Origin of the sequence: Thioclava electrotropha (assembly GCF_002085925.2) — a bacterium.
GTDB classification, from domain to species: domain Bacteria; phylum Pseudomonadota; class Alphaproteobacteria; order Rhodobacterales; family Rhodobacteraceae; genus Thioclava; species Thioclava electrotropha.
In genome coordinates this window covers 3,025,365-3,040,609 of record NZ_CP053562.1, presented here as the reverse complement: position 1 = coordinate 3,040,609, position 15,245 = coordinate 3,025,365, and the positions used below count along the sequence as shown (strand labels likewise).

Here is a 15,245-nt window from a genome sequence, read left to right as displayed (position 1 = left end):
TTGAACTCTCGGGCGCAATCGGGTGAATGGTGCGCATGGAGAAGCTCTATTATCGACCCGTCGCCCGAACCGACTCCGCCCGTCCCGACACGGCCCTGACCCTCGCCGGGGGCTGGTGCTGGTTCGATGAGGTGGAGATTCTGCGCCGCGATGGCGAGCCCGAGATCATCCCCGCAGCCCATCTGCCCGAAGAGGTGATGGAGCGGCTGTGCAATCCGCGCACCCCGGTCGCCGGGATCACGCTCGATGCACCGCGGATCATGGGCATCCTGAATGTCACCCCCGACAGCTTCTCCGATGGCGGGCGCTTCGACGTCGAGGACGCCGCGATCGAGCGCGCCGTTGCGCTGCGCAAGATGGGCGCTGACATTCTCGATATCGGCGGCGAGTCGACCCGTCCCGGCGCCACGGAAGTCGAGGAAGACGAAGAGATCGCCCGCACCGCGCCCGTGATTGCGGCGCTGCGCGATGCCGATTTCGATGCGCCGATCTCCATCGATACCCGCAAGTCGCTGGTCGCCGATCAGGCGCTGGAGGCGGGGGCTGCGATGCTCAACGACGTCTCCGCGATGGAATTCGATCCGGCGATGGTCGAGGTCGCGCAGGTCTCCGGCGCACCGATCTGCCTGATGCATGCGCAGGGGCTGCCCGAGACGATGCAGGACGATCCGCGCTACACGGATGTTCTGCTCGACGTCTACGACTATCTCGAAGACCGCATCGCGCTGGCCGAGGATTACGGCATCGCGCGCGAGGCGATCATCGCCGATCCGGGTATCGGCTTCGGCAAGACCGCGCAGCACAATCTCGCCCTGATCCGCGGTCTCAGCTTGTTTCACGGGCTGGGCTGCCCCGTCCTGCTCGGCGTGTCGCGCAAACGCTTCATCGGGGCCGTGGGCGGCGCCGAGGAGGCCGATAGCCGCGCCCCCGGCACTTTGGCCGTGACGCTCGCCGGGCTCGATCAGGGCATTCAAATTCACCGCGTCCACGATGTGGCCGAGATCGCCCAAGGCATCCGGCTCTGGGACGCGATCAAAAGAGGTTTTGAGGAATGAGCAGGAAGCTTTTTGGCACCGATGGTGTCCGCGGCGAGGCCAATTCCGGCAACATGACCGCCGAGATGGCGCTGAAACTGGGCGCTGCGGCGGGCCGCTATTTCCGGCAGGACGACTCGCGCGGCCACCGCGTGGTGATCGGCAAGGACACGCGGCTCTCGGGCTACATGTTCGAGAACGCGCTGACGGCGGGTCTGACCTCGACGGGGATGAACGTTCTGCTGCTCGGCCCGGTGCCCACGCCCGCCGTGGGCTACCTGACCCGCTCGATGCGCGCGGACATGGGGATCATGATCTCCGCCAGCCACAACCCGGCCAAGGATAACGGGATCAAGTTCTTCGGTCCCGACGGGTTCAAGCTCAGCGACGAGGCCGAGACCGAGATCGAGGCGATGCTCGACACCGATATCCGCCTCGCGCGCCCCGAGAATATTGGCCGCGCCAAGCGGATCGACGACGGTCTGGGGCGCTATGTCGAATATGCCAAGACCACCTTCCCGAAACTGCGCAAGCCCGACCTGAAAGTGGTCGTCGATTGCGCCAATGGGGCGGCCTATCGGGCGGCGCCGGCGGTTCTGTGGGAGCTGGGCTGCGAAGTGATCCCGGTCGGCGTCTCGCCCGACGGGCGCAATATCAACGACGGCTGCGGCTCGACCCATGTCAGCACCTGCGCCGAGGCCGTGGTGGCCCATGGCGCCGATCTCGGGATCTCGCTCGACGGCGACGCGGACCGGGTGATGATCATCGACGAGACCGGCCATGTGGCCGATGGCGATCAGATCATGGCGCTGTTTGCGAAACGCTGGGCCGAGTCCGGTCAACTGTCCGGCGGCGCGCTGGTGGCGACCGTGATGTCTAACCTCGGTCTGGAGCGTTTTCTTGAGGCCGAGGGGCTGCGGCTCGAGCGCACCAAGGTCGGCGACCGCTACGTGGTCGAGCGGATGCGCGAAGGCGGCTTCAATCTGGGCGGCGAGCAATCGGGCCATATCGTTATGACCGATTACGCCACGACCGGCGACGGGCTGATGGCGGGGCTGCAGTTCCTCGCCGCGATGGTCGAGACCGGGCTGCGCGCCTCCGACCTCGTGCGGCAATTCGAGACCGTGCCGCAAATGTTGAAAAATGTAAGGTATCAGGCGGGGCAGGAGCCTCTGAGCGCCGATAATGTTGCAAAAGCGATATTGGACGCGGAGACCCGTCTGAACGGTCAGGGCCGTCTGCTGATCCGCAAATCCGGCACCGAGCCGCTGATCCGCGTGATGGCTGAATGCGAGGATGAGGGTCTGCTGGAAGCGACCGTCGACAGCATCGTCGCCGCCGTCGAGGCCGAAACCGCGTAAGGGGGGCTCTGCCCCTGTCGCCGTAGGGCGACAATCACCTGAGAATGAGGGGGCTCTGCCCCCGGCCTACGGCCGTCCCCGGGATATTTTGAAAGAGCGAAGTAGAGGGGGCCGCGCGCCCCCTTTTTTCTTACCCGCCGAAGAGGTCCAGCCCCAGCCAGATCAGGGCGACCGCTTCGAATACGGTCCAGAGCACGCCGACCCAGCGCCAGAATGTCGGCCCCGCCTCCGCGCGCCATACCGAGCGGACCAGACCGATCAGCACCGCGATCCGGTAAACGCCGGCGGCCACGGCGAAGCTTCCGAAGAACGCGCCAAGATGGCCCGGCGAGATCAGCGCGGTGAACAGCGCCAGGATCACGATCAACGGCACCACCACCAGCGCGGGCCCGTAATTTCCGGCCCAGAACGTATCTCCCGGCGCGAGCCGCCCGGCGAAGAGATCGCCGAACCATCTCGGGGTGAAAAATTTTGCGCGCTCCTCGAAGATCGCTTCGAGTTCCTCGTGGTCGGGTTCGGCCATCTGCTTCCCTTTCAATTCGCGGAACTGTGACAAGAAACCCGTAGCCCCGCAAGGCGACGCGCTGCCGCGGTCAGCGTCTGGAGTGACCAAAACGTGACTGAACTTCAAGGCTTTCCGCGGCTTTGGAGCAATGGAGGGGCGATATTTACCGGAGGTGCGTCATGGACCAATCATCCATTTTTCCCACATCAGATTTCTGGCCGCTCGCGATCGGCTTCCTATCGCTCTCGATCAACTATTTCGTCCAGGGCGGCGCAGCGGTCGCGAACGGCCCGAGCTGGTCCGGCGACCCGCTGGCGCAGGAGCGCACCTTGGGCCTCTGGGGCATCTTCCTTGGCGGGTTCGGCCAACTTCTGACCGGAATCTATCTGATGATCGGCCTGACATGGTTTCCGGTCTTCGCCAATGCCGCGCCGCTCTACATGGCGGCTGTCGCCTTCTCGCTCTACGGCATCCACTGGTTCGTCATCGGTCTGCGTCGCTACACCCATTCCGATCCCGGTCCCGAGGCATGGATGGCGATCCCGCTGTTCGGGTTGAGCGCGATGGGCACGATCTCGTTCTGGGGCAATGGCGACATCCCCGCCGCGATCCTCTTCATCGGCCTGATGCTGATCTACCTCGCCGAATTCGGCGCGCGCTGGACCAATAGCGAGACGGCGGAAAAAGCGGGCGGCGTGTTCCAGCTGCTGACTGGCGTGTGGCTTTTCTACCTCGCCTGGGGCGTGACGATGAACATGGCCAACGGCGCCAGCTACTGGGTGTAACCCCACATATAAAAGAACCCCCGGCGCATAGGCCGGGGGTCCAATCTCGTCGCTGTCGTGCAGATCAGTTGCGCGACTTGTCGACCATCTTGCCCTTGGAGATCCAGGGCATCATGGCGCGCAGCTTCTCGCCGACTTGCTCGATTTCGTGCTCGTCGTTGATGCGACGGGTCGCCTTGAAGAAGGGCTGGCCGACGGCGTTTTCCTGCATGAAGTCACGCACGAATTTGCCGGTCTGGATGTCGGTGAGGACGTCCTTCATGCGCTTCTTGGTTTCCTCGTAGGGGAGGATGCGCGGACCCGAGACATACTCGCCATATTCGGCGGTGTTCGAGATCGAGTAGTTCATGTTCGCGATGCCGCCTTCATAGATCAGGTCGACGATCAGCTTCACTTCGTGCAGGCACTCGAAATAGGCCATTTCCGGCTCGTAACCGGCTTCCACGAGGGTCTCGAAGCCCATGCGGATCAGCTCGACGAGGCCGCCGCAGAGAACCGCTTGCTCGCCGAACAGGTCGGTTTCGCATTCCTGACGGAAGTTGGTCTCGATGATGCCCGAGCGGCCGCCACCGATGGCCGAGCAGTAGCTCAGCGCGATGTCCTGCGCCTTGCCGGTCGCGTCGTTTTCGACCGCGAAGAGGCAGGGCACGCCGCCGCCCTTGGTGTATTCGCCACGCACGGTGTGACCCGGGCCTTTCGGCGCCATCATGATCACGTCGATGCCGGGCTTCGGCTCGATCAGGCCGAAATGCACGTTCAGGCCGTGAGCGAACGCGATCGCCGAGCCGTCTTTCAGGTTGTCATGGACATACTTCTTGTAGGTCTCGGCCTGAAGTTCGTCGGGCATGGTGAACATGATCACGTCGCACCAGGCAGCTGCTTCGGCGATACCCATTACCTGCAGGCCTTCGGCTTCGGCTTTCGCTTTCGAGGGCGAGCCGTCTCGCAGCGCAACGGCCACGTTCTTCGCGCCCGAGTCGCGCAGGTTCAGCGCGTGGGCGTGGCCCTGCGAGCCGTAGCCCAGAATGGCGACTTTCTTGTCCTTGATCAGGTTCACATCGCAATCGCGATCGTAATAGACGCGCATGGCGTTCCTCCTTCTTTTCTGAGGCTGAGAATAGAAGGTTCTGCGCGAATATGCGTTCAGAAGTTGAGTGTATTCGCCAAAGTGGATAAAAGTCATTCGCACTTCGGGATTAAAACGGAAAATTCATGCAGATTGACGATACGGACCGGCGGATATTGCGTCAGATGATGGCGGAGCCGGGTCTTCCCTCGGCCGAACTGGCCGAGCGCGCGGGCGTCACGCCCGCGACCTGTTGGCGCCGGATCGAGAAGTTGCGCGAAGGCGGGGTGATCCGCGGGGAAGAGGCGCTGATCGACTGGCACGCGCTCGGCTGGGCGGTCGAGGTGTCTCTGCGCTTTACCTTGGATAAGACCAATCCGCGCGCCTTCGACGAGTTCACCGCCGCCGCGCGCGAGGTTCCGGAAGTCATTGAAATCCAAAGCTTCCTCGGCTCCACGGATATGCGCCTGCAGGTCATCGCCCGCGACATGGCGCATTATCAGGAGATCTACCGCAACCGCATTCTGACCCTGCCGCATATCGCCGAGCTCGATGCTCTGATGCTGATCTCGACGATCAAATCCAGTGCGGAGCTGCCGATATGAGTCTCGATCTCGACGATTTCGACCGCCAGCTGCTGCGGGCGCTGAGCCGCGATTCCACGCAGAGCGCGGGCGCGTTGGGGCGCAAGCTCGGGCTCTCTCAGCCCGCGACATGGCGCCGAATCCGTCGGATGCAGGAGGCGGGCGTGATTGCGGGGCGCCGCGTGATCGTCGATCCCGAGGCGCTCGGTTTCGGCGTGACGGTCTTTCTGGGCGTGAAGCTCGCCGCGAAAGGCCGCGTCAGCCTTGAGGATTTCGAACGCGCGGTGACCGCGATCCCGGAGGTGCAGCTCGTGCAGCACGTCCTCGGGCTCTTCGATTACCGGCTGCGCGTCACTGCGCGCGATCTGCCCGATTTCGAACGGGTTTTGCGGCGTCGGATCATGACCTTGCCCGGGGTCGGGCAGGTCGAGGCGAATGTGCTGCTCAACGAAGAACGCCGCCCCGGCCCCTTCGGCTGATTCATTACAGTTGAAAAATTGGGCAAACTGCGCGTGAAATGGGCGCAGCTGCCGTTGTGCCTTGGTCAAAGCCAAATCTGCGCGAGCAAGGCATGGACCGCTCCGTTGGTGCGGTTTTGGATCGGGAGGGAGGGACCCATGTTCGACGCGAAAATACAGACTACGGCTGCAGTCGAGATGCAGCGTTCGCGCGGCGTGGCGCGGGCCGCCTTTTCCGGTGCGCGGCTGACCGGCCTCCATCAAAGCGGGTCCGCGAAAGCCATTCTGCCGCGCGTTCCGGGCGCGGCAGAAGTGGTTTTTCTGAATACTTCCGGTGGCTTGGCCTCTGGGGACCGGCTTTCCTACAAGACCGATCTGGAAAATGGCGCGAAGCTCGTGGCGACGACCCAAGCCGCCGAGCGCGCCTATCGCGCCGACGGTGATCAGGCGCAGGTCGAGGTGCATCACAACGTAGGGACCGGGTGCCATCTCGATTGGCTGCCGCAGGAGACGATCCTGTTCGATCGCTCGAAACTTGCGCGCGACACGACGATCTCGCTGGCCGCCGATGCGTCCTGCCTGATGCTCGAGGCGGTGGTTCTGGGCCGGATCGCAATGGGCGAGCGGGTGCAGGACTTGCAGTTTTTCGACATGCGCCGGATCGATCGCGCCGGAAAGCCTGTGTTTTTTGAACCCTTCTTGCTGAATTCCAACATTTTGGCCAAGGGCGCGCGCAGTGCGGTTCTAGGCGAGGCGCGCGCTTTCGCGACGCTCGTCCTGTGCCAGCAAGGTGCGGAAGACGCGGTGGAGCCTCTGCGCGCGGTGCTCGATGAGCCGGGCGTCGAAGGCGCGGCTTCGGGCTTCGACGGGAAATGCGTCATTCGCCTTCTCGCGCGGGACGGCTGGCCGATGCGGCGACAAATTATACGACTTTTCAATGCGTTGCGACGCGGTGAAGCGGCGCCGCGCGTGTGGCAGATCTGAGGGAATACGATGAACCTGACACCGAGGGAAAAGGACAAGCTGCTGATCAGCGTTGCTGCGATGGTCGCGCGCAATCGGCTGGAACGCGGCGTGAAGCTCAATCACCCGGAAGCCATTGCAATCATTTCGGATTTCGTCGTCGAGGGGGCCCGTGAGGGGCGCTCTGTCGCCGATCTGATGGAGGCGGGGGCAGGGGTGATCTCGGCCGATCAATGCATGGAGGGCATCCCCGAGATGATCCATTCCATTCAGGTTGAAGCGACCTTCCCGGACGGCACGAAGCTCGTCACCGTCCACCATCCGATCCGCTGAGATAAGTTCAGCTTATACAGACCGACCCGAAATAAGTTTTTCTAATGAAAGGCCGTCCGATGAAACTTCTAGCTGCTCTCGCCGTCCTCGCGCCCACTGCCGCGCTGGCCCATCCCGGCCACAGCGCGGGGAGCACATGGTTCTTCCACGACGGTCCGCTGATCGGGCTGCTTGCGCTCGCAGCGGTCGCCTATGTCGGGCCGGAACTGGCGCGCGCGCTGCGTCGCAACAAGGAGTGAGCCGATGATCCCCGGAGAAATCCTGCCCGCGGCGGGCGAGATCACGCTGAATGAGGGCTGCGAGGCGATCACGCTGATGGTCGCCAATACCGGCGACCGCCCGGTGCAGGTCGGCTCGCATTACCATTTCGCGGAGACCAATCCGGGGTTGGAGTTCGACCGGGACGCCGCGCGCGGCTACCGTCTGGACATCGCGGCCGGAACGGCGGTGCGGTTCGAGCCGGGCCAGAGCCGCGAAGTGCGGCTGGTGCCTTATCGCGGCTCGCGTGAAGTCTATGGATTCAATCAGAAAGTTATGGGGGCGCTCTGATGCCGGCCACGATCTCGCGTAGCACCTATGCCGATATGTTCGGTCCCACCACCGGCGACCGGGTGCGGCTCGCCGATACCGATTTGATCATCGAGGTCGAGCGCGACCTGACCACCTATGGCGAGGAGGTCAAGTTCGGCGGCGGCAAGGTGATCCGCGACGGCATGGGGCAGAGCCAGATTTCCCGCGCGGGCGGCGCGGTCGATACGGTCCTCACAAATGCGCTGATCGTGGACCACTCGGGCATCTACAAGGCGGATGTCGGCCTGAAAGGCGGGCAGATCGTGGCGATCGGCAAGGCGGGCAATCCCGACACGCAGCCGAATGTAGACATCATCATTGGGCCGGGGACGGAAGTTATTGCCGCGGAAGGGAAAATCCTGACCGCTGGCGGGTTCGACGCGCATATCCATTTCATCTGCCCGCAGCAGATCGAGGATGCGCTGGCGTCGGGGATGACGACGATGCTGGGCGGCGGCACGGGCCCCGCGCATGGCACGCTGGCCACGACCTGCACGCCGGGGCCTTGGCACATCGCGCGGATGCTGCAGAGCTTCGACGCGCTGCCGGTCAACCTCGCGCTGTCGGGCAAGGGCAATGCCTCGCGCCCCGAGGCGCTGGTCGAGATGGTCGAGGGCGGCGCCTGCGCGCTGAAACTGCACGAGGATTGGGGCACGACGCCGGGCGCGATCGATTGCTGCCTGTCGGTGGCCGACGACATGGACGTGCAGGTGATGATCCACACCGACACGCTCAACGAGAGCGGCTTCGTCGAGAATACGCTCGCCGCGATCAAGGGACGTACGATCCACGCCTTCCACACCGAAGGCGCGGGGGGCGGCCACGCGCCGGACATCCTGAAGGTGGTGAGTGCGCCGAATGTGATCCCGTCTTCGACCAACCCGACGCGGCCCTATACCGGCAACACGATCGAAGAGCATCTCGATATGCTGATGGTGTGCCATCACCTCGACAATAAGGTGCCCGAGGATGTGGCCTTCGCCGAAAGCCGCATCCGGAAAGAGACGATTGCGGCCGAGGATATCCTGCATGACATGGGCGCGATGTCGATCATCAGCTCGGACAGTCAGGCGATGGGGCGCGTGGGCGAGGTGATCATTCGCTGCTGGCAGACGGCGGACAAGATGCGCAAACAGCGCGGGCGGTTGCCGGAAGAGCAGGGCGACAATGACAACGTGCGGGTGAAGCGGTTCATCGCGAAGTACACGATCAATCCGGCGATCACCCACGGGATGAGCCAGCATATCGGCTCTATCGAGGTGGGGAAGCGTGCCGATCTGGTGCTGTGGAACCCGGCCTTCTTCGGCGCGAAGCCCGAGATGGTGCTGATCGGGGGCTCGATTGTCTCGGCGCAGATGGGCGATCCGAACGGCTCGATCCCGGCACAGCCTTTCTATACGCGCAATATGTTCGGGGCGCTGGGTGGCGCGCGGCACGCGAGTTCCGTCACCTTCGTCAGTCAGGCGGCGCAGGCCAACGGGCTGGCGGCGAGCCTTGGTCTGCAAAAGCAGACGCTTGCCGTCGAGGGTACGCGCGGCATCGGCAAGGCGCAGATGATCCACAATGCGGCGACGCCCGAGATCGACGTGCATCCCGAGACCTATGAGGTGCGCGCGGATGGCGAATTGCTGACCTGCGCGCCCGCGGAGGTTCTGCCGCTGGCACAGCGTTACTTCCTCTTCTGAGGATGGCGTCAGCCGCCGGATACGAGGCGCAGCCCGACGTTGACGGGTCTGTCCCGGACGAGTTCGGGCAGGCGGTTCCGCGTCGGATCATGCGGTCGGGTCTGCAGCGTGCGGGTCACTTTCTCGCGCTGAAAGGCCGGGTCGGAGCGGATTTCGGGCGGCAGCAGGCGCGGCTCCAGCACCTGGCGGCGGCTGGTGACGATCTCCACCTTCGTCCAGCGGCCGAGACAGGGCATGTCTGGCTGGGTAAGATAGGCCTCGCGCAGCTCTGCCTCGCGGCGTTTGAGTTGTGCGATCTGCGCGCGGATCTGGGCCAGCTCGTCCGCGGGAGTGCGCGGTTCGAAGCAATGGTGGAACATTGAAAGACTCCTTTGCTGCAGAGCAGTCTGCGGTCGGAGGTTTGAGAAAGCGTTAAGGGGAGCCGAGAGAATGAGCGATTATCCCAAGGCCGAGAAATTCGCGCCGAAAGGTGCCTGGCAGGCGGCGGTCGATTATGTGGCGCTGGATTACGAGGGGCGTTTCCTGCGCCGCAAACGGCTGGTTGCGGGCTCGGGCGCGGGGTTTCTGGTGGATCTGCCGGAGGTGACGAACCTCACGGGCGGCGAAGCCTTCGTGCTGGAGGACGGGCGGTTCATCGAGGTGCGTCCGGCGCTGGAGCCGGTGCTGGTGGTGACGGGCGATCTGACGCGGCTGGCCTGGCATATCGGCAACCGTCACACGCCGTGCCAGATCGAGGCGGAGCGGCTGGTGATCCGGGCCGATCATGTGCTGGAAGCGATGCTGAAGCAGTTGGGCGCGGAGGTCGCGCCCGCGGTCGAGACCTTCCAGCCCGAGGGCGGCGCCTACGGGATGGGGCGCACGATGGGGCATGAGCACGGGCATTCGCATCACCATGGGCATTCCCATTCGCACAGCCACGACCATCATCACGACCATGCCTGATCCGACCGCGTCCCTCTCGCTGATGCAATGGCTCTCCCCGGCCTTTCCGACCGGGGCGTTCGCCTATTCTCACGGGCTTGAGCAGGCGGTGGCGGCGGGTGAGATCGGGGGTGCGGCGGGGTTCGCCATTTGGCTGGGGATGTGCTGGAGCATGGCGCGGGCTGGTCGGATGCGGTGCTGCTGGCCTGCGGGCTGCGCGGTGGCGATCTCGACGAGCTGGATGCGTTGGGGCGCGCGATGGCGGGTTCGGCCGAGCGGCTGCGCGAGACGGCGGAGCAGGGGGCGGCCTTCACGCTGGCGCAGGTGGGGTTGCGGGGCGTCGAGCTGCCGCCGCGGATCTTGCCGGTCGCACTGGCCGAGGCGGCGCGCGACCTGGACCTGCCGGCCGCGCAGGTTATTTCACTTTTCCAGCATTCGTTTGCGTCGAACCTCGTCTCTGCGGCGATTCGGCTTGTTCCTTTGGGACAAATCGCCGGACAAACGGTCCTGAGCGACCTGCACGGAAAAATCGCCGAGATCGCGGCACGCGCGGCGCAGGCGGAACTGACGGACCTGAGCTTCAGCGCCTTTCGCGCCGAGGTCTCGGCCATGAAACACGAGACGCTCGATGTGCGTCTCTTCAAGACTTGAGGTGAGGATATGGGCAACGGACCTTTGCGCGTGGGAATCGGCGGACCGGTGGGCGTGGGCAAGACCACGCTGACCGAGCAGCTGGCGCGGGCCTTGGCGTCGCGCGTGTCGATGGCGGTGGTGACGAACGACATCTATACGCGCGAGGATGCCGAGGCGCTGATGCGCGCGCAGGTGTTGCCGGGCGAACGGATCCGCGGCGTCGAGACGGGCGGGTGCCCGCATACGGCGATCCGCGAGGATGCGTCGATCAACCTTGCGGCCATTGCGGACCTGACGACGCAAATCCCCGATCTGGAACTGGTGCTGATCGAGAGCGGCGGCGACAATCTGGCCGCGACCTTCTCGCCCGAGCTGGCCGATCTGACGATCTATGTGATCGACACGGCGGCGGGGCAGGACATCCCGCGCAAGCGGGGGCCGGGGCTGACCAAGTCCGACCTTCTCGTGGTGAACAAAGTGGACCTCGCGCCGCATGTTGGCGTCGATTTGGCGCAGCTGGAGGCGGATACGCAAACCGCGCGTGGGTCGAAACCCTATGTCATGGCGCGGCTGCGCCAAGGTGCGGGCATCGAGGAGATCGTCGCATTTCTCGAGCGCGAGGGTGGTTTGGCGCTGAAATCGATTCCAGCCTGATAACGAAATAGTTGCCCATTTATTGGGCGAAAACTCACAATTTGTGCGAAAACTTCGGCAGACCCGCCCATTCGGCGGGTTTTTTGCTGCGTGGTGCCGGAATTTTTTGCCGCATCGCAGCGCGAGGGATTGGATGTCGGAGGCGCTCGGCTGTGCGCCCTTGGTCGGAGGGATGGCCTCGACCGTTACCAATAGTGGAGGTTCGGCACCTGCAGAATGAGCCCATCAAGGGCCGCGCAGGGTCGACGCTAACGAGGGAAATGAAATGATCAATCGGCGTAAACTCATGATGTCTGCGGCTCTGGCCGGGGCCATGTCGATGAGCGGGGGCATTGCCTTCGCGCAGGAGGACGACAAGATCAAAGTTGGCGTTCTGCACTCGCTGTCGGGCACGATGGCGATCTCGGAAACCACGCTGAAGGACACGGTCCTGATGCTGGTCGAAGAGCAGAACAAGAAGGGCGGTATCAACGGCAAGATGCTCGAGGCGGTCGTGGTCGACCCGGCCTCCGACTGGCCGCTGTTTGCCGAAAAGGCGCGCGAGCTGATCACCGTGGACAAGGTCGACGTGATCTTCGGTTGCTGGACCTCGGTGTCGCGCAAATCGGTTCTGCCGGTTCTTGAGGAACTCAACGGTCTGCTGTTCTACCCGGTGCAATACGAGGGCGAGGAAAGCTCGCGCAACGTGTTCTACACCGGTGCGGCCCCGAACCAGCAGGCGATCCCGGCGGTCGACTACTTCCTCGAAGAGCTTGGCGTCGAGAAATTCGCGCTGCTGGGCACCGACTATGTCTACCCGCGCACCACGAACAACATTCTCGAAGCCTATCTGCAGGACAAAGGCATCGCGAAGGAAGATATCTTCGTGAACTACACCCCCTTCGGTCAGTCGGACTGGTCGAAGATCGTCTCCGACGTGAAGGCGCTGGGCGCGGACGGCAAGAAGGTCGGCGTGATCTCGACGATCAACGGCGACGCGAATATCGGCTTCTACAAGGAGCTGGCGGCGTCGGGCATCACCGCCGAGGACATCCCCGTCGTGGCCTTCTCGGTCGGCGAAGAGGAACTGTCCGGTCTGGGTGAGGCGGATCTCAAGAACCTTGTCGGTCAGCTGGCCGCGTGGAACTACTTCGAGAGCGCCGACACGCCCGAGAACGCGGCCTTCATCAAGCAGTGGCACGCCTTCACCGGCGACGACAGCCGCGTGACCAACGACCCGATGGAAGCCACCTATATCGGCTTCAACATGTGGGTGCAGGCGGTCGAGCAGGTCGGCTCCACCAATGTCGACGAAGTCATCGCCGCGATGCCGGGGCAGGAATTCCCGAACCTCACCGGCTCCACCGCGAAGATGCTGCCGAACCACCACCTGACCAAGCCGGTCCTCATCGGCGAGATCATGGAAGACGGTCAGTTCGACATCATCTCGCAGACCGACCCCGTGCCGGGCGACGCCTGGACCGACTTCCTGCCGGAATCGGCGGTGCTCAAGTCGGATTGGCAGGGTCTCGATTGCGGCATGTACAACACCGAGACCGAAACCTGCGTTCAGAAGAAATCGAACTACTGATCGTGTCTTGGCCGGGAGGGGTGCGCCTCTCCCGGCCGTTTCATCCTAAGGGGACGGGATGCGCAAGTTTTTGATCGCGCTCGGGATTGTTCTGGCATTGGCTCTGCCGGGGCTGGCGCAGGATGCGGGCGACGCGCCGCAGGCGGAGGCCACGCAAAGCGAAGCCACGGGGCTGCGCGCCGTCCTTCAGGACTATGCCAAGCAGATCGCCAAGCCGTCGCGCCGCACCATCGGCCCGGTCATCGAGGCGGTCGCCGGTTCGGGCGAGGGGGCCTCGCGCTTCCTGCAGGCCTGGTCCGACAAGCGCGTGGGGCTGCGCGAAAGCGACGGCGCCTTCTTCATCGTGAAGAAATCCGGCAGCGACTATGAGTTGAGCGATCCGGTCACCGGAGAGCCCGCCGGCACCGCGCCGAAATCCGACATCAAGGAAGTGAAGCCGAATTCCGGCGTGCGGGCCGAGATTGGCGTGGCGCTGGTGCGGTTTCTGCTGAGCGACCCCGATCCGAAGAAACGCCGCGAGGCGCTGACCGCGATCGACCGCAATGGCGAGGCCTCGCATCTGGAGCCTCTGCGCGCGTCGATCCCCGACGAGCCCGATCCCGCGATCAAGGCGCAGAAACAGCGACTGGAACGCCTGCTGACGATCCGCTTCGGCAAGGATGCCGAGGAGCGCGTCGCGGCGATCGACAGTTTCGGGGCCGATCTGGGGCTGGATTTCCGGGCGACGCTGAACCCGCTGGTGGCGACGACCCGCAAGGTGTTCGAGGGCGCGCCCGAGGGCAATGTCGCGGAGACGCTCAAGCCGGGCCGCGATATCCCCGAAGATGAGGCCTATGCGATGCTGGTCTCGGCCAATATGGCGCCCGCGCGGATTTCGGCATCCGAGATGCAGCAGGCATTGGCTGCGCATGTCGAGAACGGTCAGGTGGGCGGGCTGCCTCTGGCCGCGATGTCCGATCCGGTCAAGCGCGAGGAGGCCTATGCGACGCTGGCCGCTGCCGGCGAGGTGCCAACACGTCTGACCGATGCAGAGGCTGAGAAACTCGTCGCCGATCACCAATACGCCGATATCTATGCCGAGCCCGACCCGGAGGTGACCACCGCCGCCGAGGCTGCGCTGACCCGGGTGAGCCGCACGGTGGCGGGGATGCAGACGGTCGATCTCGGCCTCGATGCGCTCTCGCTCGCCTCGATCTATTTTCTCGCCGCGATCGGTCTTGCGATCACCTTCGGGGTCATGGGCGTGATCAACATGGCCCATGGCGAGTTCATCACGATGGGCGCGTATACGGGCTATGTCGTGCAGCTCTTCGTGCCCGATTACACGCTGTCGATCCTGATCGCGCTTCCTCTGGCCTTTGCGATCACCTTCGGCGCGGGCGTCGCGATGGAGCGGTTGGTGATCCGGTACCTTTACAAACGTCCGCTGGAGACGTTGCTCGCGACCTTCGGTATCTCGATCGCGCTGCAACAGCTGTTCAAGAATATCTTCGGCACGCAGGCGCGTCCGCTGACCTCGCCGCCGTGGCTGGAGGGGGCGTGGACGCTCAATGACGTGGTGTCGATCAGCTATATCCGCATCGCGATCTTCGTCTTGGCGCTGGTGTTCCTCGCCCTCTACCTCTGGGTGATGCGCAAGACCCGCCTCGGGCTCGAGGTCCGCGCGGTCACGCAGAACCCGTCGATGGCGGCGTCTATGGGCATCAACCCGGATCGCATCAACATGCTCGCCTTCGGGTTCGGCTCGGGTATCGCCGGGATCGCGGGCGTCGCCATCGGACTTTTCGCGAAAGTCACCTCCGAGATGGGGCAGGACTATATCGTGCAGAGCTTCATGACGGTCGTGGTGGGCGGCGTCGGTTCGATCTTCGGCACGCTGGCGGGCGCCACGCTGATCGGCGTGCTGCAAAAGGGGATCGAATGGCTGAACCCGTCGAACACGCTCGCGGCGCAGACCTACATGATCCTCTTCATTATCATCTTCATCCAGTTCCGCCCGCGCGGCATCATCGCGCTCAAGGGCCGGGCCGCGGGGGATTGAACATGAGACAGACCGCTTTCCCTTCCAATTGCCTGAAATATCCCGGGGGGTCTGGGGGGCTGGCCCCCCAGCTTCGGCGCGA

General features: G+C 64.0%; 17 protein-coding genes and 1 pseudogene. 15 read left to right on the top strand and 3 right to left on the bottom strand.

Annotated elements, in window-relative coordinates; translation table 11 throughout:
• Window positions 1-35 precede the first annotated feature (35 nt).
• Together folP and glmM are read left to right on the top strand one after the other, a co-directional pair.
• A complete protein-coding gene (folP, locus tag AKL02_RS14550; RefSeq protein WP_083079030.1) occupies window positions 36-1,055 on the top strand; it encodes a dihydropteroate synthase in 1,020 nt (339 codons plus the stop codon).
• Entirely contained in the window at window positions 1,052-2,395 is a 1,344-nt protein-coding gene (gene glmM / locus AKL02_RS14545) for a phosphoglucosamine mutase (RefSeq protein ID WP_078548038.1), read from the top strand. The genes folP and glmM overlap by 4 nt, the downstream gene beginning before the upstream one ends.
• 130 nt (window positions 2,396-2,525) lie before the next feature.
• Here the strand turns inward: glmM and AKL02_RS14540 are convergent, their stop codons facing one another.
• Entirely contained in the window at window positions 2,526-2,918 is a 393-nt protein-coding gene (locus AKL02_RS14540; protein ID WP_083079031.1) for a hypothetical protein, read from the bottom strand.
• 161 nt (window positions 2,919-3,079) lie between these two features.
• On the opposite strand from AKL02_RS14540, the gene AKL02_RS14535 reads away from it, so the two are divergent.
• Entirely contained in the window at window positions 3,080-3,685 is a 606-nt protein-coding gene (locus tag AKL02_RS14535; RefSeq protein ID WP_078604543.1) for a hypothetical protein, read from the top strand.
• A 64-nt stretch (window positions 3,686-3,749) separates the two neighbouring features.
• Here the strand turns inward: AKL02_RS14535 and ilvC are convergent, their stop codons facing one another.
• On the bottom strand, window positions 3,750-4,772 hold the full coding sequence (ilvC, locus tag AKL02_RS14530) for a ketol-acid reductoisomerase (RefSeq protein ID WP_078541852.1): 1,023 nt from the start codon (window positions 4,770-4,772) through the stop codon (window positions 3,750-3,752).
• Between the two features lie 125 nt (window positions 4,773-4,897).
• Here ilvC and AKL02_RS14525 point away from each other — a divergent pair, with 125 nt between their 5' ends.
• The 7 genes from AKL02_RS14525 (at window position 4,898) to ureC (ending at window position 9,344) form a co-directional block, all read left to right on the top strand.
• Entirely contained in the window at window positions 4,898-5,356 is a 459-nt protein-coding gene (locus AKL02_RS14525) for an Lrp/AsnC family transcriptional regulator (RefSeq protein ID WP_078520268.1), read from the top strand.
• A complete protein-coding gene (locus AKL02_RS14520) occupies window positions 5,353-5,814 on the top strand; it encodes an Lrp/AsnC family transcriptional regulator (protein WP_083079032.1) in 462 nt (153 codons plus the stop codon). Before AKL02_RS14525 ends, AKL02_RS14520 begins: the two co-directional genes overlap by 4 nt.
• A gap of 138 nt (window positions 5,815-5,952) precedes the next feature.
• Window positions 5,953-6,777, top strand: coding sequence for an urease accessory protein UreD (locus AKL02_RS14515; protein ID WP_083079033.1), 825 nt, complete (start codon window positions 5,953-5,955; stop codon window positions 6,775-6,777).
• Window positions 6,778-6,786: 9 nt separating this feature from the next.
• Complete coding sequence (locus tag AKL02_RS14510) at window positions 6,787-7,089, top strand: urease subunit gamma (protein WP_075776945.1); 303 nt, start codon at window positions 6,787-6,789, stop codon at window positions 7,087-7,089.
• A 59-nt stretch (window positions 7,090-7,148) separates the two neighbouring features.
• The gene (locus tag AKL02_RS14505) at window positions 7,149-7,328 is read left to right on the top strand and encodes a hypothetical protein (protein ID WP_133051986.1); all 180 of its coding nucleotides are present in this window, start codon (window positions 7,149-7,151) and stop codon (window positions 7,326-7,328) included.
• A gap of 4 nt (window positions 7,329-7,332) precedes the next feature.
• Window positions 7,333-7,638, top strand: a complete 306-nt coding sequence (locus AKL02_RS14500) for an urease subunit beta (RefSeq protein ID WP_078520264.1) — start codon at window positions 7,333-7,335, stop codon at window positions 7,636-7,638.
• Window positions 7,638-9,344 (top strand): urease subunit alpha, encoded by a 1,707-nt coding sequence (ureC, locus tag AKL02_RS14495; protein ID WP_083079034.1) that lies wholly within the window; start codon window positions 7,638-7,640, stop codon window positions 9,342-9,344. The genes AKL02_RS14500 and ureC overlap by 1 nt, the downstream gene beginning before the upstream one ends.
• A gap of 8 nt (window positions 9,345-9,352) precedes the next feature.
• On the opposite strand, the gene AKL02_RS14490 is transcribed toward ureC, so the two are convergent.
• The gene (locus tag AKL02_RS14490; protein ID WP_078520262.1) at window positions 9,353-9,703 is read right to left on the bottom strand and encodes a hypothetical protein; all 351 of its coding nucleotides are present in this window, start codon (window positions 9,701-9,703) and stop codon (window positions 9,353-9,355) included.
• Window positions 9,704-9,773: 70 nt separating this feature from the next.
• Between AKL02_RS14490 and ureE the strand changes: the two genes are divergently transcribed.
• From ureE to urtB, 5 genes and pseudogenes are all read left to right on the top strand, one after another.
• Window positions 9,774-10,286 carry an urease accessory protein UreE gene (gene ureE / locus AKL02_RS14485; RefSeq protein ID WP_083079035.1) on the top strand — a complete coding sequence of 171 codons (513 nt, stop codon included), beginning with the start codon at window positions 9,774-9,776 and terminating at the stop codon, window positions 10,284-10,286.
• Window positions 10,279-10,916 (top strand): annotated as a pseudogene (locus AKL02_RS14480) (urease accessory protein UreF). The gene ureE and the pseudogene AKL02_RS14480 overlap by 8 nt, the downstream one beginning before the upstream one ends.
• Before the next feature lie 9 nt (window positions 10,917-10,925).
• Window positions 10,926-11,552 carry an urease accessory protein UreG gene (gene ureG, locus AKL02_RS14475; RefSeq protein WP_083079037.1) on the top strand — a complete coding sequence of 209 codons (627 nt, stop codon included), beginning with the start codon at window positions 10,926-10,928 and terminating at the stop codon, window positions 11,550-11,552.
• 289 nt (window positions 11,553-11,841) lie between these two features.
• On the top strand, window positions 11,842-13,122 hold the full coding sequence (urtA, locus tag AKL02_RS14470) for an urea ABC transporter substrate-binding protein (RefSeq protein WP_165757020.1): 1,281 nt from the start codon (window positions 11,842-11,844) through the stop codon (window positions 13,120-13,122).
• A gap of 58 nt (window positions 13,123-13,180) precedes the next feature.
• Window positions 13,181-15,163 (top strand): urea ABC transporter permease subunit UrtB, encoded by a 1,983-nt coding sequence (gene urtB / locus AKL02_RS14465; protein ID WP_083079039.1) that lies wholly within the window; start codon window positions 13,181-13,183, stop codon window positions 15,161-15,163.
• Window positions 15,164-15,245 lie beyond the last annotated feature (82 nt).

Coding starts and splice junctions, on each gene's coding strand:
- ureG (WP_083079037.1), top strand. CDS start 10,926: ATGGGCAACGGACCTTTGCGCGTGGGAATCGGCGGACCGGTGGGCGTG.
- ilvC (WP_078541852.1), bottom strand. CDS start 4,772: ATGCGCGTCTATTACGATCGCGATTGCGATGTGAACCTGATCAAGGAC.
- AKL02_RS14500 (WP_078520264.1), top strand. CDS start 7,333: ATGATCCCCGGAGAAATCCTGCCCGCGGCGGGCGAGATCACGCTGAAT.
- ureC (WP_083079034.1), top strand. CDS start 7,638: ATGCCGGCCACGATCTCGCGTAGCACCTATGCCGATATGTTCGGTCCC.
- AKL02_RS14510 (WP_075776945.1), top strand. CDS start 6,787: ATGAACCTGACACCGAGGGAAAAGGACAAGCTGCTGATCAGCGTTGCT.
- AKL02_RS14520 (WP_083079032.1), top strand. CDS start 5,353: ATGAGTCTCGATCTCGACGATTTCGACCGCCAGCTGCTGCGGGCGCTG.
- AKL02_RS14540 (WP_083079031.1), bottom strand. CDS start 2,918: ATGGCCGAACCCGACCACGAGGAACTCGAAGCGATCTTCGAGGAGCGC.
- folP (WP_083079030.1), top strand. CDS start 36: ATGGAGAAGCTCTATTATCGACCCGTCGCCCGAACCGACTCCGCCCGT.
- AKL02_RS14525 (WP_078520268.1), top strand. CDS start 4,898: ATGCAGATTGACGATACGGACCGGCGGATATTGCGTCAGATGATGGCG.
- glmM (WP_078548038.1), top strand. CDS start 1,052: ATGAGCAGGAAGCTTTTTGGCACCGATGGTGTCCGCGGCGAGGCCAAT.
- AKL02_RS14505 (WP_133051986.1), top strand. CDS start 7,149: ATGAAACTTCTAGCTGCTCTCGCCGTCCTCGCGCCCACTGCCGCGCTG.
- AKL02_RS14515 (WP_083079033.1), top strand. CDS start 5,953: ATGTTCGACGCGAAAATACAGACTACGGCTGCAGTCGAGATGCAGCGT.
- AKL02_RS14490 (WP_078520262.1), bottom strand. CDS start 9,703: ATGTTCCACCATTGCTTCGAACCGCGCACTCCCGCGGACGAGCTGGCC.
- ureE (WP_083079035.1), top strand. CDS start 9,774: ATGAGCGATTATCCCAAGGCCGAGAAATTCGCGCCGAAAGGTGCCTGG.
- urtB (WP_083079039.1), top strand. CDS start 13,181: ATGCGCAAGTTTTTGATCGCGCTCGGGATTGTTCTGGCATTGGCTCTG.
- urtA (WP_165757020.1), top strand. CDS start 11,842: ATGTCTGCGGCTCTGGCCGGGGCCATGTCGATGAGCGGGGGCATTGCC.
- AKL02_RS14535 (WP_078604543.1), top strand. CDS start 3,080: ATGGACCAATCATCCATTTTTCCCACATCAGATTTCTGGCCGCTCGCG.